The organism is Paraburkholderia sp. J11-2 (genome assembly GCF_905220185.1).
Lineage (GTDB): Bacteria > Pseudomonadota > Gammaproteobacteria > Burkholderiales > Burkholderiaceae > Paraburkholderia.
The window spans coordinates 157259-179139 of sequence record NZ_CAJMYY010000003.1; the positions used below are offsets into that span (position 1 = coordinate 157259).

Genomic DNA, 21881 nt, shown 5'->3' on the forward strand with positions numbered 1-21881 from the left:
TCAGGCCGGCACCGGCAGGCTGTCGATGATGGTGTGAGCCGCGCGGCGGGCGGCCGCGTCGGCTTCGAGCACGACTTCGAGACTCGACGCGTTGCGGTTCTCGAGCGCGTTGAGTACGGCATCTACCGTCTGGGCGATGGCCATAAAGCCGATGCGCCGGTTCAAAAAGGCTTCCACGGCGACTTCGTTCGCCGCATTGAGCGCCGCACTCGCCACGCCGCCGGCGGACAGTGCCTGCATGGCGAGCGCGAGACACGGAAAGCGCGCGTAGTCGGGCTTTTCGAACGTGAGCGTCGCGATTTGCGCGAGATCCAGTTGCGCCACGCCGGAATCGACACGATCCGGGTACGCGAGCGCGTGCGCGATCGGCGTGCGCATATCGGGGTTGCCTAGTTGCGCGAGCACCGAACCGTCGGCGTACGAGACCATCGAATGGATCACGCTCTGCGGGTGAATCAGCACGTCGATGCGCTCGCCCGGCAGATCGAACAGGTAGTGCGCCTCGATCACTTCGAGGCCCTTGTTCATCATCGTGGCCGAGTCGACGGAAATCTTGCGGCCCATGGACCAGTTCGGGTGCTTGCAGGCCTCGTCGGGCGTGACGTTCACGAGCGTCGAGGGCTCGCGCGTGCGGAACGGGCCGCCCGAAGCGGTCAGGATGATCTTCGTGACGCCGTCACGCTGCGCGCTCTCGTGCGGAAAGCACTGGAACACGGCATTGTGCTCGCTGTCGAGCGGCAGCAGCACGGCGCCGCTGTCGGACACGGCGTTCATGAAGATGTCGCCCGACATCACGAGCGCTTCCTTGTTGGCGAGCAGGATCTGCTTGCCAGCCTTCGCCGCTGCCAGCGTGGGCGCAAGACCCGCCGCGCCGACGATGGCAGCGACCACCGTGTCGCAGCCGTCGCTCTTCGAAACTTCGACGAGCGCCTGCGGCCCGTAGGTCACGACGGTCTTCGAACCGGCCTCGCGCAGCTTGCGCTCGACCTGTGCGGCGGTATCGGCGTCGCCGACCACGGCCACTTCGGGCGCAAAACGCAGGCATTGTTCGACGAGCTTTTCGCCGTTACGGTGCGCGGTGAGCGCATAGACCGAGAAGCGTTGCGGATGACGCGCGACGACGTCGAGCGTGCTGTCGCCAATGGAGCCCGTGGAACCGAGCAGTGTGAGTCGTTTTTGCATATTCAAATCTCTAACCGAGCGTCTCTAGCCAGGCGCCTTTAGCCGAGCAGCAGCATGGCAAGCGGCAGCACGGGCAGCAGCGCGTCGATGCGGTCGAGGACTCCGCCGTGGCCCGGCAGGAGGCCGCTCGAATCCTTCACGCCAGCCTGGCGCTTCAGCATCGACTCGAACAGATCGCCGATCACGCTGAACGCGACCAGCACGGTAAGTACGAAAAGCGCGCGCCCAAACCCGTTCTGGGCGGCGAGCGCGGAATACAGCGTGGGTTCGAACGCGTGCAGCGCGATCGCCGCGCCGGACACCACCATCACGGCGGCCCAGCCGCCCACGGCGCCCTCCCAGGTTTTGCCGGGGCTGATCGAAGGAGCGAGCTTATGCTTTCCGAATGCCTTACCTGCAAAGTATGCGCCGATATCGGCCAGCCACACCACGAGCAGCAGGGACAAAACAAACGCCACGCCCGCCGCGCGCGCCGCTACGAGCGCGTGCCAGCAGGCCGCGAAGATAACGAGCCCCGCGGCCAGCAGGAAAGCGCGCCAGGCGCCTGCGGCTAGCACGGGCTTGCGCAGCAGGACGTACGGGCCGGCGATCACCCAGAACACGCCCGCCGCCTGAAAGAGCGGCCGGGGCGCCGGCAGCCGCGTACTGAGCGCGACAACGGCCGCCGCGATCACGGCATAGACGATCGAGCCGGCCGCGCCCGCCTTCAGGAGGCGCGCCCACTCCCACGCGGCGAACACGACCACGACCCCGATCAGCGCGCCGAACGCCGCCACGGGCGCGAACAACGTGATGGGCAGGAAGACTGCCAGCAGGACGAGCGCCGTAATGACGCGGGTCTTTAGCATGAAAGGGAATCGGCGTTCTGGGAGACGACCTGCGCGCTCGTGCGGCCAAAGCGGCGCTCGCGCTCGGCATACGACGCAATGGCGCGGCTGAGCGCTTCGGCGTCGAAATCCGGCCAGAACGTGTCGGTGAAATAGAACTCGGCGTAGGCGAGTTGCCAGAGCAGGAAGTTGCTCACCCGCTGCTCGCCGCCCGTGCGTATGAAGAGATCGGGTTCGGGCGCATAGGCCATTGCCAGATGCTGGGACAACGTGTCTTCGGTGACCGCCACTGGCTGACCCGTGGTCGCGGCCTCCTCGACGAGCTTGCGCGTGGCCTGGAGGATGTCCCAGCGGCCGCCGTAGTTCGCGGCGATCGTGAGCGTGAGACGGGTGTTGCGCGCGGTCTTGGTTTCCGCGCGGCGAATCAGGTCCTGGATGCGCTCGTTGAACATCGACAGGTCGCCGACCACGCGCAGGCGGATGCCGTTCGCGTGCAGGCGCGCCACTTCGCGCTCGAGCGCGGTGACGAAAAGACGCATGAGGAACGACACTTCGTCGGTCGGACGGCGCCAGTTCTCGGAGCTGAAGGCGAACAGCGTGACGTATTCGACGCCGCGCTCCACGCACGATTCGACAACCGAGCGCACAGCGTCGACGCCGCGCGTGTGGCCTGCGACGCGCGGCAGGCGGCGCTGGGTTGCCCAACGGCCATTGCCGTCCATGATGATCGCGATGTGGCGCGGCACGGCCGCCACCTCGGGCACGCGAACGGTTGAGCTGGTATAGGTCATGGCCGTCGGACTGTAACTGCGGTGAAAAAGGGAAAGCGCCGGAAATCTGGCGAATCTGGAAGCCCTAAGGCTTCAGACCGTCATGATCTCGGCTTCCTTCGTCTGGACGAGCTTGTCGATCTCGGTCACGAAGCGGTCAGTCAGCTTCTGGACTTCGTCGCCGCCACGGCGCTCGTCGTCTTCGGAAATTTCCTTGTCCTTCACGAGCTTCTTGAGCTGTTCGTTCGCGTCGCGACGCAGGTTACGCACGGCCACCTTCGCCGTTTCACCTTCGTTCTTGACGACCTTCGTGAGCTCCTTGCGGCGCTCTTCGGTCAGTGCGGGCATCGGCACGCGGATCAGGTCGCCATGCGTGGCCGGGTTCAGGCCGAGATCCGACTCGCGGATCGCCTTTTCGATCACCGGCACCATCTTCTTTTCCCACGCCTGAACGCCGATCGTACGTGCGTCGACGAGCGTGAGGTTGGCGACTTGCGAGATGGGCACGGGCGAGCCGTAGTAGTCGACCTGGATGTGATCGAGCAGACCGGTATGGGCGCGGCCCGTGCGGATTTTCGCCAGATCGCTCTTGAACGCGTCGATCGAGCGCTGCATTTTCTGCTCGGCGCCCTTCTTGATGTCAGCCACAGCCATTTTGATACCTCCGAACCTTCATAACGGAACGGGCCCGCCAGCGCGCTGATGGGCGGCGCGGCCCGTGTTCGAACCTCTCGTAAGACGAGAGTTTACACGTGGACGAGCGTACCTTCGTCTTCGCCCAGAACGATGCGCTTGAGCGCACCCGGCTTGACGATGGAAAAAACCCGGATCGGCAGCTTCTGGTCGCGGCACAGTGCGAACGCGGTGGCGTCCATGACCTGCAGGTTGCGGCCAATTGCCTCATCGAAGCTGATCGTCGAGTAACGCGTGGCGGTCGGGTCCTTCTTCGGGTCGGCCGAGTAGACGCCGTCGACCTTGGTGGCCTTCAGCACGACTTCGGCGCCGACTTCCGAGCCGCGCAGCGCAGCAGCCGTGTCGGTGGTGAAGAACGGGTTGCCCGTGCCCGCGGCGAAAATCACGACCTTGCCTTCTTCGAGCTGGCGGATCGCACGGGGGCGGATGTACGGCTCGACGACCTGGTCCATGCGCAGCGCCGACTGCACGCGCGCCTCGATACCCGCGTGACGCATGGCGTCCTGCAGCGCGAGCGCGTTCATCATCGTGGCGAGCATGCCCATGTAGTCGGCCGTTGCGCGGTCCATACCGGCTGCGCCGCCCGCGACGCCGCGGAAAATGTTGCCGCCGCCGATCACGACTGCGAGCTGGGTGCCGAGACGCACCACCTCGGCCACGTCTGCCACCATACGTTCGATCGTGGCGCGATTGATGCCAAAAGCATCATCGCCCATCAGGGCTTCGCCGGAAAGTTTGAGCAGGACGCGTTTATAGGCGGGTGTGGGCATGGAGGTATCCAGGATCGCGCGCAAAGGGCAATAACTTGAAACTGTAGGGGTGAAATACGGCTTCGGGCAAGCGCCGCCAGAAATAGCGAAGATTTCCGACGCCGCGCACGGCGGGGGACTACCATGCGCGTCGTCGCTACGCTGCCCGCCATGGCAAATTGCTTCGCCACGGCTTACAACTCAACCAACTGCGATGCTGCAACAACTGCGGCGCCACCTGCCGCGTAACACACGGCAGGCGGACTTTCCGTCTTATTGCTGCTTTGCAGCAGCGACTTGCGCGGCCACTTCGGCAGCGAAGTCATCCTGGCGCTTCTCGATGCCTTCGCCCACCACGAAGAGGGCGAACTTCTGCACCGTCGTGCCAGCAGCCTTGAGCATCTGCTCGATCGTCTGCTTGTCGTTCTTAACGAACGGCTGGTTCAGGAGCGAGACTTCCTTCAGGTACTTCTGGACCGAACCTTCAACCATCTTCGCGACGATCTCAGCCGGCTTGCCCGATTCGGCTGCCTTCTGCTCGGCGATGCTGCGCTCCTTGGCGATCAGGTCGGCCGGAACGTCGTCCGACGACAGCGAGACCGGCTTCATCGCGGCGATGTGCATCGCGACGTCCTTGCCCACTTGCTCGTCTGCGCCCGTGTACTCGACCAGCACGCCGATACGCGTGCCGTGCAGGTAGGCAGCCAGCTTGTTGGCGGTTTCGAAACGCGCGAAGCGGCGGATCGAGAGGTTTTCGCCGATCTTGCCGACGAGCGCGAGACGCACTGCGTCGACCGTCGAGCCGTCCAGCGGCAGTGCCGAGAGAGCCGCGACGTCAGCCGGGTTTTGCGTGGCGATCAGTTCGGCGATCTTCTTCGAGAAGTCGATGAAGTCGTCGTTCTTCGAGACGAAGTCGGTTTCGCAGTTCAGTTCGACGATCGCACCAGCGTTGGCACCGATGAACGAAGCGATCACGCCTTCAGCCGTCACGCGCGAAGCGGCCTTGCTGGCCTTGTTGCCGAGCTTCACGCGCAGCAGTTCTTCAGCACGCGCCAGGTCGCCGTCGGCTTCCGTCAGCGCCTTCTTGCATTCCATCATCGGCGCGTCGGTCTTTGCGCGCAGTTCTGCCACCATGCTTGCGGTAATTGCCGCCATCATTCGCTCCTTGAGTCTGTCTGGTACACGCCGCCCGCCTTTCGACGCGGCCGGCAGAAATTCGTTTCCGTTTCCGCCTGCGGTGAAACGCTTTTTTACAGCTGCTTCTACAGGGCTACGGTGCCGCGCATATGACGCGGCGACGAAAGTCGCGGCTTAAAAAAAAGGGGCCTATGGAAAGCCCCCTTTTCTTGCCGGACACGGGGGCAGCTTACGCCTCCGGGTTGACCTCGACGAACTCGTCGTCGCCGTCGTTGCCGCGCACAGCTGCAACCACTTCGTTCACCGAGTTTGCACGGCCTTCGAGGATCGCGTCAGCCACGCCTTGCGTGTACAGCGCGACAGCCTTGCTGGCGTCGTCGTTACCCGGGATGACGTAATCGATGCCTTCCGGCGAGTGGTTCGTATCGACCACGGCGATCACGGGGATGCCCAGCTTGTTCGCTTCCGTCACGGCAATCTTGTGATAGCCGACGTCGACCACGAAAATTGCGTCCGGAATGCCGCCCATGTCCTTCACGCCGCCGATCGACTTTTGCAGCTTGGCGATTTCGCGTTCGAACAGGAGGGCTTCCTTCTTGCTCATCTTCTCGAGCTCGCCCGCTTCCACAGCTGCTTCCATGTCCTTCAGGCGCTTGATCGAAACCTTCAGCGTCTTGAAGTTGGTCAGCATGCCGCCGAGCCAGCGCGCGTTCACGAACGGCATACCAGCGCGGTTTGCCTCTTCAGCGATCGTGTCACGCGATTGACGCTTCGTGCCGACGAACAGGATCGTGCCGCGGTTCGCTGCCAGTTGACGCACGTACTTCAGCGCGTCGTTGTACATCGGCAGCGTCTTTTCGAGGTTGATGATGTGAATCTTGTTGCGATGGCCGAAAATGAAGGGGGCCATCTTCGGGTTCCAGAAGCGCGTTTGGTGACCGAAGTGGACACCGGCTTCCAGCATCTGGCGCATGGTAACTGCCATGTTTCAATTCTCCGCAAGGGTTTGGGTCTGAAGCCGGCTGCCGTATCGGTGCGCCCTCCGTTTTCCGGAGATCGACGCGCCCGACACCCTGGGTGCGCCGGCTTGCGAGTGTGCTGCCTGAAGAAGATGCTTCCGAATGTTCTTCGCGCACCCGCCAGGATTCACTCCCGGCAAAGCACTCCGCGGCAACGGCGGATTCAGCCACTCTCCCGCACAAATCCCGAAGATGAATTCGAAAGACATGGGAAGCGACTTAGCCGAAGAGTATAGCACGCAAACTGCCCCTTACTCAAGACAGCTATTACCCGCGGAATATGGCACGAAAGCGCGTGGCGGATCGCGCCCCGCCTTTGCGAAAGTCAGCGACCACCTGCATTAGGTGCGATAATTCAATATTCGACTGCATTTTCGGGCGCATACCATGGCCATTTCGATCAAGAACGAACAAGACATCGCGCAAATGCGCGTCGCCTGCCGCCTGGCGAGCGAGGTGCTCGACTACATCACGCCGTTCGTCACCGCTGGCGTGACGACAGGTGAACTCGACCGCCTGTGCCACGAATACATGACCAATGTGCAGGGCACGGTGCCCGCGCCGCTGAACTATCAGCCGCCCGGCTATCCGCCCTACCCGAAGGCGATCTGCACCTCTGTGAACGACGTGATCTGTCACGGTATTCCGGGCGACAAGGCGCTGAAGAACGGCGACGCGCTCAATATCGACATCACCGTGATCAAGGACGGCTATTTCGGCGACACGAGCCGCATGTTCATCGTCGGCGAAGGCTCGATCCTCGCCAAACGCCTCGTGCAGACCACGTATGAATGCATGTGGCTCGGCATCGACCAGGTGCGTCCCGGCGGCCATCTGGGCGACATCGGCCATGCCATCCAGCGCTACGCCGAAAGCCAGGGCTACAGCGTGGTGCGCGAATACTGCGGCCACGGCATCGGCACGGTGTTCCACGAAGACCCGCAGGTGCTGCACTACGGACGCCCCGGCACGGGCATCGAACTCGTACCCGGCATGATCTTCACCGTCGAGCCGATGATCAACGCCGGCCGCCGCGACATCCGCACCATGCCGGACCAATGGACCGTCAAGACGAAAGACCGCAGTCTCTCGGCGCAGTGGGAGCACACGGTGCTCGTGACCGAAACGGGCTACGAGGTCCTGACGGTCTCGGCGGGCACGCCCGCCAAGCCGGCTATCGTCGCGCAGATGGCGGGCACGGCGGCCTGATTGCCGTAAATAGTGCCGGGAAGCGCTTCGTGGCGCGATCCGGCGCACAATGGACGTGCTCGTAGAAAACGTCCTGCACTTCGGGCGAGTACGCCCAACGCGAGCGAGGCACCGCACGCGAAAGCCTCCCGGCGCCAGCAGCACGCCAGGGCAGCCTGCCGAGCCGCCAGGAAAGCAGCCTGTAAAGCACCCGACGCACTAACAGACGAACCCACGCGGCCATCCGCCAAACGCGAGACCCGTCGCGCGCACGACCGGCCGCCTGCCCAACCACGCCAGACACGATCCGAGCCCATGAGCGTTCCCGCTGTCGCCGTTCCTGATACGTCGTCGCTGAAGTCCGACTACAAGGCCGCCAAGGCCCAGTTGCTCGAGCGCTTCAAGACCGCGACCAATGTCGATTCGTTGATGCGCGCCCTCGCCCGCACCACCGACGACACCTTGCGCAGCGCATGGAATCTCTGCGAGCTGCCGGACACGCTCGCGCTCGTGGCGGTGGGCGGTTTCGGGCGCGGCGAACTTGCGCCCTGGTCAGACGTCGACATCCTCGTCCTGCTGCCGGACGACGAGCCGCTCGCGCTGCTCGAAGACCGCATCGAGCGATTCATCGGCCTTGCGTGGGATCTCGGACTCGATATCGGCAGCAGCGTGCGCAGCGTCTCGCAATGCCTCGAAGAAGCCGCCAACGACGTCACCGTGCGCACGTCGCTCCTCGAGGCGCGCCGCATCACGGGCAGCGCAGCGCTCTTCGGCGACTTCGCGCAGCGCTATCGCGACGCCATGGACCCGCGCGCGTTCTTCCAGGCGAAAGTGCTCGAAATGCGCCAGCGCCACGCGCGCTTCCAGGACACGCCCTACTCGCTCGAACCCAACGTCAAGGAAAGCCCCGGCGGCCTGCGCGACCTGCAGCTGATCCTCTGGATCACCGAGGCCGCGGCCTTCGGCAGCAGCTGGAAGGAACTGGACCAGCGCGGCCTCATCACCGGGCGCGAGGCGCGCGAACTCCGCCGCAACGAGGCGTTTCTCAAGGCGCTGCGCGCGCGCCTGCACGTGATCGCGGGCCGCCGCCAGGACATCCTCGTGTTCGACCTGCAAACGGCAGTGGCCGAGAGCTTCGGCTACAAGGCAAGCGGCGCGCGGCGCGCGAGCGAGCAGCTCATGCGCCGCTACTACTGGGCAGCGAAGGCAGTCACGCAGCTTTCCACGATCCTGATCCAGAACATCGAGGCGCAGCTCTTCCCGAGCACGAGCGGCATCACGCGCACGCTCTCCGAGCACTTTGTCGAAAAGCAGGGGATGCTGGAAATCGTCAGCGACGACGTGTTCGAACGCGAGCCGCACGCGATTCTCGAAGCCTTCCTGCTCTACGAGCAGGTGCCCGGCGTGAAGGGCCTGTCGGCGCGCACGCTGCGCGCGCTCTACAACGCGCGCGAGACCATGGACCAGAACTGGCGCCGCGACCCGGAGAACCGCCGGCTCTTCATGGAGATCCTCAAGCAGCCGGCTGGCATCACGCACGCCATGCGGCTCATGAACCAGACGAGCGTGCTCGGCCGCTATCTGCTGAACTTCCGCCGTATCGTCGGGCAGATGCAGCATGACCTCTATCACGTCTACACGGTCGATCAGCACATCCTGATGGTGCTGCGCAACATGCGCCGCTTCGCCGTCGCCGAGCATGCGCACGAGTATCCGTTCTGCAGCCAGCTCATCGCCAATTTCGAACGCCCGTGGGTGCTCTATGTCGCAGCGCTGTTCCACGACATTGCCAAGGGCCGGGGCGGCGACCACTCCGAACTCGGCATGGCCGACGCGCGGCGCTTTTGCCGCGAGCACGACATCACGGGCGACGACGCCGACCTGATCGTCTGGCTCGTCCAGCAGCACTTGACGATGAGCCAGGTCGCGCAAAAGCAGGACATCACCGACCCCGAGGTCGTGAAGCGCTTTGCCGACCTGGTGGGCACGGAGCGGCGCCTTTCGGCGCTCTACCTGTTGACGGTCGCCGACATTCGCGGCACGAGCCCGAAGGTCTGGAACAACTGGAAGGGCAAGCTGCTCGAAGACCTCTACCGCTCGACGCTTGCCGTGCTCGGCGGCGCCAAGCCCGACGCGCACTCGGAGCTCAAGACGCGTCAGGAACTGGCGCTCGCGCTGCTGCGTCTCGAGACCGTGCCGGAGCACGCGCACCGCGCGCTTTGGGACAAGCTCGACGTGGGTTATTTCCTGCGCCACGACGCCGCCGACATTGCCTGGCAAACGCGCGTGCTTTATCGCCACGTCGAAGCACCCGAGCCGGTCGTACGCGCGCGCCCGTCGCCCATCGGCGAGGCGCTGCAGGTGCTCGTCTACGCGCAGGACCGACCCGACCTCTTCGCGACGATGTGCGCGTACTTCGACCGCAGTGGACTTTCCGTGCTCGACGCGCGCGTGAGCACCACGCGCCACGGCTATGCGCTCGATAATTTCATCGTCGCCCACACCGAGGGCGACGTGCACTACCGCGATATCGCGAACCTCGTCGAACAGGAACTCGCGGCGCGCCTGAAAGCGACGGACAATACCTTGCCCGAACCGTCAAAGGGCCGGCTCTCACGCCTGTCGCGCACCTTCCCGGTGACGCCGCGCGTCGACCTGCGGGCGGACGAGCGCGGCCAGTACTACATCCTGTCCGTGTCGGCGAACGACCGGCCGGGCCTCCTCTATTCCATCGCGCGCGTACTCGCGGAGCATCATGTCGGCGTCCATGCGGCGCGGATCAATACGCTCGGCGAACGTGTGGAAGACGTGTTTCTGCTCGACGGATCGGGACTTTCCGACAACCGCCGGCAGATTCACGTCGAAACCGAACTGCTGCGCGCGATCGCAGTGTGAATGACCCAAGCGAAATACCCAGATCCATGCGAGCCAAACTGACAGCCAAACATCCGCGCCCGACCACTCCGGAACGCGCCCCCGTCCGCCGCGGCAGCACGACCGCGCGTAAGCCGGTACGGCCGGCTGAGGCGCGGCCGGCGGACGCTCGGCCGGCGTCGGCTGCGAAGACATCGGCCGGCAAGCCTGCGCGCGCCTCGGGCGAGCGCACCGCGCCTCGCGCCGGCGACACGCGCCCGGCACGGCCAACCACGGCGCGTGAACGCGACGGTTCGAGCCGTCCAGCGCGGCCTGCTCGCGAAGGCGGCTACGGCGACGAGCGCCGCCCCGCCCGTCGCACCGGCGACGAGGCGCGTGGATTTGCGCGCGGCCGTGACGAGGGTGGAGACCGGCGCCCGCCGCGTGCTCGTGAGGAAGGCGGTGAGCGTCGTTTCGCTCCCCGCGCTCAAGGCGACGATCGTCGTCCGCCGCGTAGCCGCGAAGAAGGTAGCGCACGCCCCTACGCGCGCCGTGCCGAAGGCGAAGATCGTCGTCCGCCGCGTGGTCGTGAGGAAAATGGTGCACGTCCGTTCACGCGCCGTGACGAAGGCGACGACCGCCGCCCCCCGCGCAGCCGCGATGAAGGTGGCGCACGCCCCTACGCACGGCGTACTGAAGGCGACGACCGCCGCCCCCCGCGCGGTCGCGATGAAGATAGCGCACGGCCTTACGCACGGCGCACCGAAGGCGACGACCGCCGTCCCCCGCGTAGCCGCGAAGAAGGTGGCGCACGGCCCTACGCACGGCGCACCGAAGGCGACGACCGCCGCCCCCCGCGTAGCCGCGAAGAAGGTAGCGCACGGCCTTACGCACGGCGCACTGAAGGCGACGACCCCCGTCCCCCGCGTAGCCGCGAAGAAGGTAGCGCACGGCCCTACGCACGGCGCACTGAAGGCGACGATCGCCGTCCCCCGCGCAGCCGCGATGAAGGTAGCGCACGGCCCTACGCACGGCGCACCGAAGGTGACGATCGCCGTCCCCCGCGCAGCCGCGAAGAAGGTGACGCACGGCCCTACGCACGGCGCACCGAAGGTGACGACCGCCGCCCCCCGCGCGGCCGCGAAGAAAGTGGTGAGCGTCGCTTCGAACGACGTACCGAAGGTGACGACCGCCGCCCAGCACGCGCCCGCGACGAGGGAACGGAGCGACGCTTCGCGCGCCCGGTGAAATCCGTCCGAAGCGATGACCGTGAGGGCGGCGCGACGCGCACACGCCGCAGCGCCGAAGAAAGCGGCGGCGCACGCCAGACTGCCCGCCCCGTGACGTCGGCCGGGAAGCCCCCGCGGCGTACCGACAACGCCGAATCCGCACCGCGCCGCACGCCGCGAGAGGAAGTCGACGGCGACAACACCCTGCGCCTGTCCAAGCGCATGTCCGAACTGGGCCTGTGCTCGCGCCGTGAAGCCGACGAGTGGATCGAAAAAGGCTGGGTGTATGTCGACGGCGAAGTCGTCGACACGCTCGGGGCCAAGGTCACGCCGAATCAGCGCATCGAGGTCGATCCGTCAGCGCTCGCCGCGCAGGCGCGCCAGGTGACGATCCTGCTGCACAAGCCCGTGGGCTATGTGTCGGGCCAGGCCGAGGACGGCTACGAGCCCGCCGCCGTACTGATCACCGGCGAGAATCATTGGGACGGCGATCACTCGGGCATTCGTTTTTCGGCCAAACATCTGCGCACGCTCGCACCGGCTGGCCGGCTCGACATCGACTCGACCGGTCTGCTCGTGCTGACCCAGGACGGCCGTGTGGCCAAGCAGTTGATCGGCGAGAGCTCGGACATCGACAAGGAATATCTCGTACGCGTCACCTACAACGACATCGAGACCGAAATCGATCAGCACTTCCCGGCCGAGTTGCTCGCGCAACTGCGCCACGGCCTGTCGCTCGACGACGTGCCGCTCAAGCCCGCGCAGGTGAGCTGGCAAAACGGCGAGCAGTTGCGTTTCGTGCTGCGCGAAGGCAAGAAGCGCCAGATCCGCCGCATGTGCGAACTGGTCGGCCTCAAGGTCGTGGGCCTCAAGCGCGTGCGCATGGGCCGCGTGCTGCTCGGCGCGCTGCCGCAAGGCCAATGGCGCTATCTGGCCGCTGACGAGGCGTTCTAACGCCGCATCGGCGCCAAACGCCGCGTTGCATGAAAAACGGGAGCCAGATGGCTCCCGTTTTTCATGATGCTTCGATCTTCAGTCGTCGCTGTTCGGATCGAGTTCCGGAAACAGAACCTCGGTAAAGCCGAACTTCGAGAAGTCGGTAATACGCATGGGGTACAGCTTGCCGATCAGATGGTCGCATTCGTGCTGAACGACCCGCGCGTGAAAACCCTCCGCCACACGCTCGATGGGCTGGCCGTACTGATCGAAGCCGTCATAGCGAATCATCGAATAGCGGCTCACGGCACCACGCATGCCCGGCACCGAAAGACACCCCTCCCAGCCCTCTTCCATGTCGTGCGACAGAGGATGGATGACCGGGTTGATGAGCACCGTTTGCGGCACGGCCGGCGCTTCGGGATAGCGCTCGTTCTGTTCGAAACCGAAGATCACCAGCTGCAGGTCGACGCCGATCTGCGGGGCGGCGAGGCCTGCGCCGTTCGCCGCGTGCATCGTGTCGAACATATCGGCAATGAGTTCGTGCAGTTCGGGCGTATCGAAGTGATCGACCGGCCGGGCAATGCTGAGCAGGCGCGGATCGCCCATTCTGAGAATTTCGCGAATCATGTCGTTTGCCCCTCCAGGAGCTTGCGCATTGCTTCTTCGTCGAGCACCGGCACGCCGAGTTCCTCGGCTTTTGCGAGCTTGCTGCCCGCGTCGGCGCCCGCCACCACGTAATCGGTCTTCTTCGACACCGAGCCGGCCACCTTTGCGCCGGCCGCCTCCAGCATTTCCTTCGCCTCGTCGCGCGAGAGCGTGGGCAGCGTGCCGGTGAGCACCACCGTCTTGCCGGCCAGCACGCCCACTGGCGCCTTCGGCGCGGGCGGACCTTCCGCCCATGTTACTTTGCCCGGCGCGCGCAGTTGCTCGATCACCGTGCGGTTATGCTCTTCCGCAAAAAACTCGTGAATGGCGAGCGCGACGATCGGCCCCACATCGTTGACTTCGAGCAGTTCCTCGACCGAAGCGCTCATGATTGGATCGAGCGAGCCAAAGTGTTTGGCGAGATCCTTTGCCGTCGACTCACCCACGTGCCGGATGCCGAGCGCGTAGATAAAACGCGCAAGCGTCGTGGACTTGGCCTTTTCAAGCGAGTCGAGCAGGTTTTGCGCCGATTTGTCGGCCATGCGATCGAGCTGCGCAAGCGTGCCGAAGCCGAGATTGAAAAGATCGGCGGGCGTGCGCACGAGGTTCTGGTCAACCAGCTGGTCGATGATCTTCTCGCCCAGGCCGTCGATATCGAGCGCGCGGCGCTGGGCGAAGTGCCAGAGCGCCTGCTTGCGTTGCGCCGGACAGAAGAGACCGCCTGTACAGCGAGCGATCGCCTCGTCGGGCAGACGCTCGATGCGCGATCCACAGACCGGGCATTCGGTCGGCATCACGAACTCCTGGGCGTCGGCCGGTCGGCGGTCCATGAGCGCGCTGACCACCTCGGGAATCACGTCGCCGGCGCGCCGCACGATCACCGTGTCGCCGATACGGATGTCCTTGCGGCGCACTTCGTCTTCGTTGTGCAGCGTGGCGTTCGTCACCGTCGCGCCGCCGACGAACACCGGCTCGAGCCGCGCAACCGGCGTAATCGCGCCAGTGCGGCCCACCTGCACGTCGATGGCCAGCAGCTTCGTGAGCGCTTCCTGCGCCGGGAACTTGTGCGCGAGCGCGAAGCGCGGCGCGCGCGAAACGAAGCCGAGCGCGTCCTGCTCGTCGCGGCGATTCACCTTGTAGACCACGCCGTCGATGTCGTACGGCAGGCCATCGCGCTTCTCGCCCACGGCGCGGAAGAATTCCAGCAGACCTTGCGCGCCTTTCACGACCGCACGCTCGGAATTGACCGGCAAGCCCATTTCCGCGTACCAGTCGAGCAGTTCGCTATGGGTGGCCGGCATCGGCTCGCCCTCGAGAACGCCGATGCCGTAAGCGAAGAACGAGAGCGGCCGCTGCGCGGTGATCTTCGGATCAAGCTGACGCAGGCTGCCCGCCGCCGCGTTGCGCGGGTTCGCAAATTCCTTGTGGCCGGCGTCGCGCTGACGCTGGTTCATGCGCTCGAAGTCGCGGCGGAACATCAGCACCTCGCCACGCACGTCGAGCACCTTCGGCACGCGCTTGCCCTTCAGGCGCAGCGGCAGCGAGCGGATCGTGCGCACGTTCTCCGTGACGTTCTCGCCGGTCGCGCCGTCGCCGCGCGTGGACGCCTGGACGAACACGCCGTCGACATAGCGCAGCGAGATGGCGAGGCCGTCGAACTTGAGTTCAGCGGCGTATTCGACTGCGCCGACTTCGGCGCCCTCGATCTTGCCGAGCGCATCGGCCACGCGCTTGTCGAACGCGACAATGTCCTCATCCGCAAAGCCGTTGTTCAGCGACAGCATCGGCACGTCGTGCACCACGGGCTCGAAGCCCCCGGCGACTTCGCCGCCCACGCGCTGAGTGGGCGAATCGGGCGTGATGAGATCGGGATGCGCGGCCTCAATTTGCTGAAGCTCGCCGAACAGCTTGTCGTATTCCGCGTCGGGCAGCTCCGGCTGGTCGAGCACGTAGTAGGCGTGATTCGCACGCTCGAGTTCGGCGCGCAACCACACCGCGCGCTGCGCAGCGGTGGCTTCTTCGGGAGGACGGGCGGGATGACGGATCATGCCTTGGGCGACTCGCAGATGGAAATGATTTCGGACGTCAGATTATCTCAGGAAGCGGCGCGTGTCGCATCGGCCGAAAGGCTAACTTCGGGCATTCTTCGTGCGCCGCCGAACGGGCCTCCCCAAGGTCCTGGCCGAATGGCTAACGCTGCATCGGCAGCATTGACGCCGGGGTCCGGCAGTGCGAGCTTGAACGCACTACATCACTTGTGCCGGTAACGGCGCTCGCCCCTCCATGACCCCGATCACCCCTATCCGCCCGTGCCAAGCGCGCCGCGCCACGCGCACGCGCACGCGCACGCAAAAAAGGCGCGGCGCCTTTACGGCACCGCGCCTTGTCTGCCGGCCGGCTACAGGCCTTCGGCGTTACTGGCTGAACAGCCGCCGCGTGGCCGGCGAGCCGGCCGGAATGCCGGCCTGCTCCAGCTTCGCGTAAAGCGTCATGAGCTGTTTGTCGATCGACTGCAGCACGGACTCCGGCAGCGGCCGGCGCTGGTCGTCGACCACGCGCCCGCCAATGCGCTCCGCAAGCGACTTCGCGTAGTCGCACATGAGGCGGAACGGCAGGATGTCTTCATCGGCCACGGGCACGTCGAGGATCAGCGTAATCAACTCGCCGCCCTTGTACGTGAGGTCGTCGCGCAGGAAGTTGGTGTCGCCGAACTGCAGCATGAACACGGGGCTCTGCTTCGCGTCGAGCTTCACGAAGCGGGTGCCGTCGCGCGAAAGCAGCAGGCCGTCCTGCGCGGCCACGGCCTGCACGTAGTTTGCCGACCAAGGCGCGCCGTCCGACATCACGTTGATGGAAAGTTGCGCGTCGCATTGCGCCGCGAAGCCGTCCAGTTCGCGCGCCATCGCAACCGTTTCCATCATGTCCGGAAACTCGGGCGCGGCATCGAGCGCGTCGGCAAACTGCTGCACGCCGGTCACGAATTCGGAAAACTCGAGTTCGTTGAGCGGGCCGTTGCGGTTCGCGAGTTGCGCAGCAGCGCGCAGCTCCTCGTAGCGCACGCCGCTTTGCAGCAGCTCCCAGCCGTCGCCCCCTTCGGGTTTGCCTTCGATGTGCACCGGCTTGCTGCCCGCGCGGCGCAAGCGCTGCGCAAACGGAATCACGCGCTCGCCCGGCACAGAAGCACCAAGCCGGATCGGCACAATACAGTCGATACGTCGGTCGACCACGGCCGGCGGCGCCGAAGAGATCGTCGTGGCGGCCGGCATGACGGGTTCGATGCGCTCGGCTTCGTCGGCGTCGTCCTTCACGGATTCGGGAACAGCCGCGCTTGCGGCTGGCGCCGTTTCACCGCTCTCCTCGGTAGCCGCTGCTTCCGCAGGAAAGCCGTTAGGGGTCGTCGTTTCCGCCTGGATGTCGGCCGGAGTGTCGAGCGGCGCCACAGTCCCAAAGCCCGGCTCCACGCGCTCGGCCTCCGCTGCGCCGGCGAGCGATGGCTCGCGACGCGACGGTGCATGCGCCGGCTCGATGAACGGGCTTTGCTCCTGGAACTCGTCGCGCTGCGGCGCCTCGACCGCCTCTTCGGGCATTGGGCGCGGCATGCGTCGGCGCACCCTCGCGCCTTGCCACGCGTTATACACCACCACGCCCCCGACTACCACGGCGCCCGCGCCGATCAACCCGAGAGTCAACTCATCCATGCATGCTCCATCAGCAATTCTTATTCGACAGCGCGCTCGTTGTGCGCGCCGTTTCTGTGGCAAGCGCATTGCGCGCGGCGGCTGCCTCACCGATGGCGCCGCCGGCCGCGCAACGCGCGCCGTCCGTTAGACCGTGTAAATCGATTAGACCGTATTCTGGGCGAAACCCGCCGCCGTTTCCATGTCGACCGCGACGATGCGCGACACGCCCTGCTCCTGCATCGTCACGCCAATAAGCTGCTGCGCCATCTCCATGGCAATCTTGTTGTGCGAAATGAACAGGAACTGTGTTTTGTCCGACATCGCGCGAACGAGGTTCGCGAAACGTTCGGTGTTCGCGTCGTCGAGCGGCGCGTCCACTTCGTCGAGCAGACAGAAAGGCGCCGGGTTGAGCTGGAACATCGCGAACACGAGGGCCGTGGCCGTGAGCGCCTTCTCGCCGCCCGAAAGCAGGTGAATCGTCGAATTCTTCTTGCCGGGCGGCTGCGCCATCACCTGTACGCCCGCGTCGAGAATCTCGTCGCCGGTCATGATGAGCTTCGCCTGGCCGCCACCGAAGAGGCGCGGGAACAATTCGCCGAAATGACGGTTCACTTCGTCGAAGGTGCCTTGCAGCAGCGTGCGCGTTTCCTGGTCGATCTTGCGGATCGCGTCCTCGAGCGTCTCGATCGCGCTCGTGAGGTCGGCCGACTGGGCGTCGAGGAAAGTTTTGCGCTCCTTCGCCGCGGCCAGCTCGTCGAGCGCCGCCATATTGACGGGCCCGAGCGCGGCAATCGCATTGTTGATGCGTGTGACTTCGCCTTGCAGGTACGACGGCTTCATGTCGGCCGTGAGCTTTTCCTGCAGCGCGGCCTCGTCTACGCCAGCCGCCTGAAGCTGCTCGACAAACTGCTCGCCATTGAGGCGGGCCGCCTGTTCCTTCAACTGAAGCTCGGTGATACGGTCGCGCAGCGGCTGCAGCGCGCGCTCCGCCGCGAGACGCGTTTCGTCGGCGGCGCGCAGCTTTGCGGTCAAGTCGTCGAGTTCGGCGCGCGCAGCGCGCAGCGTGTCTTCCTTCTGCGCACGAATTTCCAGCGCATCCTGCAGGCCCGTGTGTGCGGTCTGCTCGTTGATCGTTTCCAGCTCGGCGCGCGCGTCTTCGAGCGAAGCGGCCACGCGTTCGCTCTGATCGTGCGCGACCTGGATGTTGCGCCTGAGCTCTTCGATGCGGTTCGCCATGTTGCGCGCCGCAAAGCGCGCGTCCGCGGCCGCGCGTTCGAGATCGCGCGCCTCGTTGCGCGCCGCGCCGAGTTCCTCGTCGAGCGCTTCGAACGCGAGCTGGTTGTCCTCGAAACGGGCTTGCAGTTCGGCGAGTTCGACGTCGTGGCGTTCGAAGTTCGCTTCCGACTCCGCCCGCAGCGCGCGCTGCTCTTCGATCTGCGTGCGAATCTCGTTCAGTTCTTCGCGGATCTGCGTGCTGCGCGCCGTGTAGCGCTCATGCGCCTGCGTGAGCTTGAGCACATCCATCTGCAGGGCGTGCACCCGCTGGGTCGCGCGCTCGGCCTGCTGGCGCACTTCCGTGAGCACCTGCGCCGCTTGCGTGTGCGCGGCTTCCGCGCGCACGACAGCGGTGCGTGCCTCGTCGGCGAGCAATGCTTGAGCGCGCACCTGGCGCTCGAGATTCTCGATTTCCTGCTGACGCGCGAGCATGCCGGCCTGCTCGGTGTCGGCAGCGTACAGCTGCACGCCCACGCGCGTCACGACGTGACCGGCCTTCACGACGAACGCGCCGCTAGCCGGCAGTTGCGCGCGCTGACCAAGCGCCTCGGCGAGATCGTTGGCAACGTAAGTCGAGCCGAGCCATTCGGTGAGCACGGCACGCAGGCCCGCGTCGTCGATACGCACGAGCGAAAGCAACGGCGTGAGGCCCGCAGGCGCGGCGCTTGCCGGCCCCGCGGCAGGCGGCGAATAGAACGCGAGCTTCGCGGGCGGCGCGTCGCTCGCGAATGCCTTCACCCAGTCGAGGTTCGACACTTCGAGCGCGGCGAGCCGCTCGCGCAGCACGGCTTCGAGCGCCGTTTCCCAGCCCGCTTCCACGTGCAGCTTCTTCCACAGCCGCGGCAACGCGCCCAGTTCGTGACGCTCGAGCCACGGCTGGATCTTGCCCTCCGTCTGTACGTTTTCCTGCAACTGCTTGAGTGCGGCCAGACGCGCTTCGAACTGGTGGATCTGCGCGTTTTCAGCCTGCACGCGCTCGTGCGCGGCGCGGCGCTCCGCGTCGAGGCGCGGCACCGTTTCCTGCGCATCCGCAAGACGCGCTTGCGCTTCGTGCAGCACTTCTTCCTGCTCGGCCAATTGCATGCGCAGCTCTTCGAGCTGGGCTTCGTCCGGCGCGTCGAGCCCGCCTTCCTCCGACTTCAGCCGCTCATGGCGTTGCTGAAGCTGCTGAAGCATCTGGTCGGCGTTGCGCTGGTGCGCGGCTTCGAGCTTGATGGCCTGCTCGGTGCGCGCGATGCCCGCGCGCTCGTCGTTCAGTTGCGCCTGCGCGTCGCGCCAGCGGTTTTCGAGCGCGGGCAAGGCTTCCTGCTTTGCCGCTGCGTCTTCCTCCGCGAGCGCCGCCTTTTCCTCGGCGATCGCCAGTTGCTCTTCGGCGTCTTCGATATCGTCCTGCGCCTTCTGCGCCTGGACTTGCCATTGCTCGCGCTGCGCGGTGAGCGCGGCGATCTGCGCCTGCACGCGGTTGCGCGACTCGACGATGAACTTGATCTCGGCTTCGAGACGGCTCACCTCGGCGTTCGCTTCATAGAGCGAGCCCTGTGCGCCCTGCATGGCGTCGCTTGCGGAGTAGTGCGCCACGCGCAGTGTTTCGAGCTGCGCTTCCACTTCGCGCAGCTGCGCGGTATGCCGCTCGAGGTCGATCTGCGCCTGCTCGATCGCGCGCTGCTGGCGTTGCTGCTCGCCCGCCGCCTCGTTCTTGCGCAAGAGCCACAGAAGGCGCTGCTTTTCCTCGCCCTCGGACTGCAGCTCGCGGAATTTCGTGGCGACGACTGCCTGACCCTCGAGCTTTTCGAGGTTGTTGGACAGTTCGCGCACGATGTCCTCGACACGCGTGAGGTTTTCACGCGTGTCGTGCAGACGGTTTTCGGTCTCGCGGCGGCGTTCCTTGTACTTCGAAACACCCGCGGCCTCTTCGAGGAACACGCGCAGCTCTTCGGGCTTCGCCTCGATGATCCGCGCAATCATGCCCTGCCCGATGATCGCGTAGGCGCGCGGGCCGAGGCCCGTGCCGAGGAAGATGTCCTGGATATCGCGCCGGCGCGCCGGCAGGTTGTTGATGTAGTAGCTCGACGTGCCGTCACGCGTGAGCACGCGCTTCACGGCAATCTCGGCATACTGGCCCCACTGCCCGGCGGCGCGGCCGTCCGCGTTGTCGAACACCAGTTCGACGCTCGCGCGGCTGCCCGGCTTGCGCGCGGTGGAACCGTTGAAGATGACGTCCTGCATCGACTCGCCACGCAGCTCGGACGCCCGGGATTCACCCAGCACCCAGCGCACCGCGTCGATGATGTTGGATTTCCCGCAGCCATTCGGCCCGACCACTCCGACGAGTTGGCCCGGAACCTGGAAATGCGTGGGATCGACGAATGATTTGAAGCCAGCGAGTTTAATCGAGGTCAGACGCACGGCGATATCGCTGTTTGAATAGTGGTGAACGGGACCGCCCGTGCCGTACGTCGCTTGCCGCCGCGAATCCGGTATCGATCGCACGGCGGCGCAGTGCGCACAAGGCAGGCGCCACGGCTCGCCGCACGAACGCGCATGCGCGCGAGCGGTCGGCGGGAATCAGCGGCAATCATACCATCGCACGCGCGCCATTCCGCGCGCGGGAAGGCCCTGGACCCGAGCCGCCGCCTGGGTTGCCATCGCCGTTGCCATCGCCGTTGCCACCGCCGTTGCCATCGTCGCCGCCGGGGCCGCTACCGTCGGCGTCGTCCGCGTCATCGGTGCGGCTTGCGTCGGCATGGGTCATGACGCTCGCGTCGGCGCTCACGTGTGCGCCGCGCTTGCGCGTGTCCTGCGCGCGGTGCACCCAGCTCGACAGCAACGAAGCAAGCACGATACACGCGCCGCCCGCCCATTCGCGCGGGCCCGGCGTCTCGCCCGCGAAGAGCCACGACGTGAGCGCCGTGACGACGATCTCGAACAGCATGATGATCGACGCGCGGTTAGCCGGCACGCGGGCAAGCCCGTACTGAACCAGCATGTTGTTGGTGCCGAGCACGATGCCGAGCGCGAGCACCAGCAGCACGACGCGCGCGAGATGCTCGCCAGCCGGAGCGGCCGACATCGGCTCGAAGCACGAAGTCAGCGCGCCGAACAGCGCCGCGCCCGCGAAGATCACGGCGGTGCGCATCTCCGGCTTCATATGCGGCAGCACGCGGCTCGTCTTCACCACGAGCACATTGCTCATCGCGAAGCCCATGCCGCCGATCAAACCCGCCCATTCGGCGGCGTTGGCGGGCAGCGGCACGCCGAGTTTCGGCGACCAGAGCATCAGGATCGCACCCAGCAGCGAAAGCGTCGCGAGCGCGCCTCCCGCCCAGTTCAGGCGTTCGTGCAGGATGAAGTGCGCGAAGATCGCCGTCCACGCCGGGGTCAGATAAAAGAGCAGCAGCACGCGCATCACTTCGCCGTGAATCGCGCCCCACACGAAACCCACATTGGTCACGCCCGCAGCAAGCCCGAGCATCGGCAGGACCCAGTGCCAGCGCACGGTCGCAAGCGAGCGCCAGCGCAGCACCAGCACGAAGAGGCAGCCGGCTGCGCTCGTCGCGGCGCTCGATGCCGTGCCGGTGAGCCCGGCGGCCGCCAGCATGCGCAGCGGATACCAGACGAAACCCCATACGGACGCGCCAATCATGATGGCGAGCGTCGGCCATGCGGCGCGCAAGCTGGTGCTCTGGCTCATTGCT

Annotated in this window: 16 protein-coding genes; 4 read left to right on the forward strand and 12 right to left on the reverse strand. The window is 65.7% G+C overall.

Annotation, left to right across the window (positions count from 1 at the left end; translation table 11 throughout):
- The 7 genes from U5A57_RS05135 to rpsB all read right to left on the reverse strand — a co-directional run bounded on the left by U5A57_RS05135 (position 1) and on the right by rpsB (position 6343).
- Positions 1-1182: a 1-deoxy-D-xylulose-5-phosphate reductoisomerase gene (locus tag U5A57_RS05135; protein WP_321908789.1), complete on the reverse strand. Its 1182-nt coding sequence runs from the start codon at positions 1180-1182 to the stop codon at positions 1-3.
- 38 nt (positions 1183-1220) lie between these two features.
- On the reverse strand, positions 1221-2030 hold the full coding sequence (locus U5A57_RS05140; protein ID WP_321908791.1) for a phosphatidate cytidylyltransferase: 810 nt from the start codon (positions 2028-2030) through the stop codon (positions 1221-1223).
- Positions 2024-2800 carry an isoprenyl transferase gene (locus U5A57_RS05145; protein ID WP_321908793.1) on the reverse strand — a complete coding sequence of 259 codons (777 nt, stop codon included), beginning with the start codon at positions 2798-2800 and terminating at the stop codon, positions 2024-2026. Before U5A57_RS05145 ends, U5A57_RS05140 begins: the two co-directional genes overlap by 7 nt.
- Before the next feature lie 72 nt (positions 2801-2872).
- A complete protein-coding gene (gene frr / locus U5A57_RS05150) occupies positions 2873-3433 on the reverse strand; it encodes a ribosome recycling factor (protein WP_028204060.1) in 561 nt (186 codons plus the stop codon).
- 92 nt (positions 3434-3525) lie between these two features.
- Positions 3526-4242 carry a UMP kinase gene (pyrH, locus tag U5A57_RS05155; RefSeq protein ID WP_028204061.1) on the reverse strand — a complete coding sequence of 239 codons (717 nt, stop codon included), beginning with the start codon at positions 4240-4242 and terminating at the stop codon, positions 3526-3528.
- Positions 4243-4494: 252 nt separating this feature from the next.
- Positions 4495-5376, reverse strand: coding sequence for a translation elongation factor Ts (gene tsf, locus U5A57_RS05160; RefSeq protein WP_158757668.1), 882 nt, complete (start codon positions 5374-5376; stop codon positions 4495-4497).
- Between the two features lie 211 nt (positions 5377-5587).
- A complete protein-coding gene (gene rpsB, locus U5A57_RS05165) occupies positions 5588-6343 on the reverse strand; it encodes a 30S ribosomal protein S2 (protein ID WP_112172807.1) in 756 nt (251 codons plus the stop codon).
- Between the two features lie 421 nt (positions 6344-6764).
- Here rpsB and map point away from each other — a divergent pair, with 421 nt between their 5' ends.
- From map to U5A57_RS05185, 4 genes are all read left to right on the forward strand, one after another.
- Positions 6765-7586 (forward strand): type I methionyl aminopeptidase, encoded by an 822-nt coding sequence (gene map / locus U5A57_RS05170; protein WP_321908801.1) that lies wholly within the window; start codon positions 6765-6767, stop codon positions 7584-7586.
- Positions 7587-7880: 294 nt separating this feature from the next.
- On the forward strand, positions 7881-10460 hold the full coding sequence (locus U5A57_RS05175) for a [protein-PII] uridylyltransferase (protein WP_321908803.1): 2580 nt from the start codon (positions 7881-7883) through the stop codon (positions 10458-10460).
- A 258-nt stretch (positions 10461-10718) separates the two neighbouring features.
- Positions 10719-11666: a hypothetical protein gene (locus U5A57_RS05180; RefSeq protein ID WP_321908804.1), complete on the forward strand. Its 948-nt coding sequence runs from the start codon at positions 10719-10721 to the stop codon at positions 11664-11666.
- Positions 11663-12601 (forward strand): pseudouridine synthase, encoded by a 939-nt coding sequence (locus tag U5A57_RS05185; protein WP_321908805.1) that lies wholly within the window; start codon positions 11663-11665, stop codon positions 12599-12601. Before U5A57_RS05180 ends, U5A57_RS05185 begins: the two co-directional genes overlap by 4 nt.
- Positions 12602-12679: 78 nt before the next feature.
- Here U5A57_RS05185 and def read toward each other — a convergent pair whose 3' ends face one another.
- From def to U5A57_RS05210, 5 genes are all read right to left on the reverse strand, one after another.
- Entirely contained in the window at positions 12680-13213 is a 534-nt protein-coding gene (def, locus tag U5A57_RS05190) for a peptide deformylase (protein ID WP_321908807.1), read from the reverse strand.
- A complete protein-coding gene (gene ligA / locus U5A57_RS05195; protein WP_321908808.1) occupies positions 13210-15279 on the reverse strand; it encodes an NAD-dependent DNA ligase LigA in 2070 nt (689 codons plus the stop codon). Before ligA ends, def begins: the two co-directional genes overlap by 4 nt.
- Before the next feature lie 366 nt (positions 15280-15645).
- Positions 15646-16929, reverse strand: coding sequence for a cell division protein ZipA C-terminal FtsZ-binding domain-containing protein (locus U5A57_RS05200; protein WP_321908810.1), 1284 nt, complete (start codon positions 16927-16929; stop codon positions 15646-15648).
- Between the two features lie 144 nt (positions 16930-17073).
- A complete protein-coding gene (smc, locus tag U5A57_RS05205; RefSeq protein WP_321909196.1) occupies positions 17074-20592 on the reverse strand; it encodes a chromosome segregation protein SMC in 3519 nt (1172 codons plus the stop codon).
- A 169-nt stretch (positions 20593-20761) separates the two neighbouring features.
- The gene (locus tag U5A57_RS05210) at positions 20762-21877 is read right to left on the reverse strand and encodes a DMT family transporter (protein ID WP_321908812.1); all 1116 of its coding nucleotides are present in this window, start codon (positions 21875-21877) and stop codon (positions 20762-20764) included.
- Positions 21878-21881 lie beyond the last annotated feature (4 nt).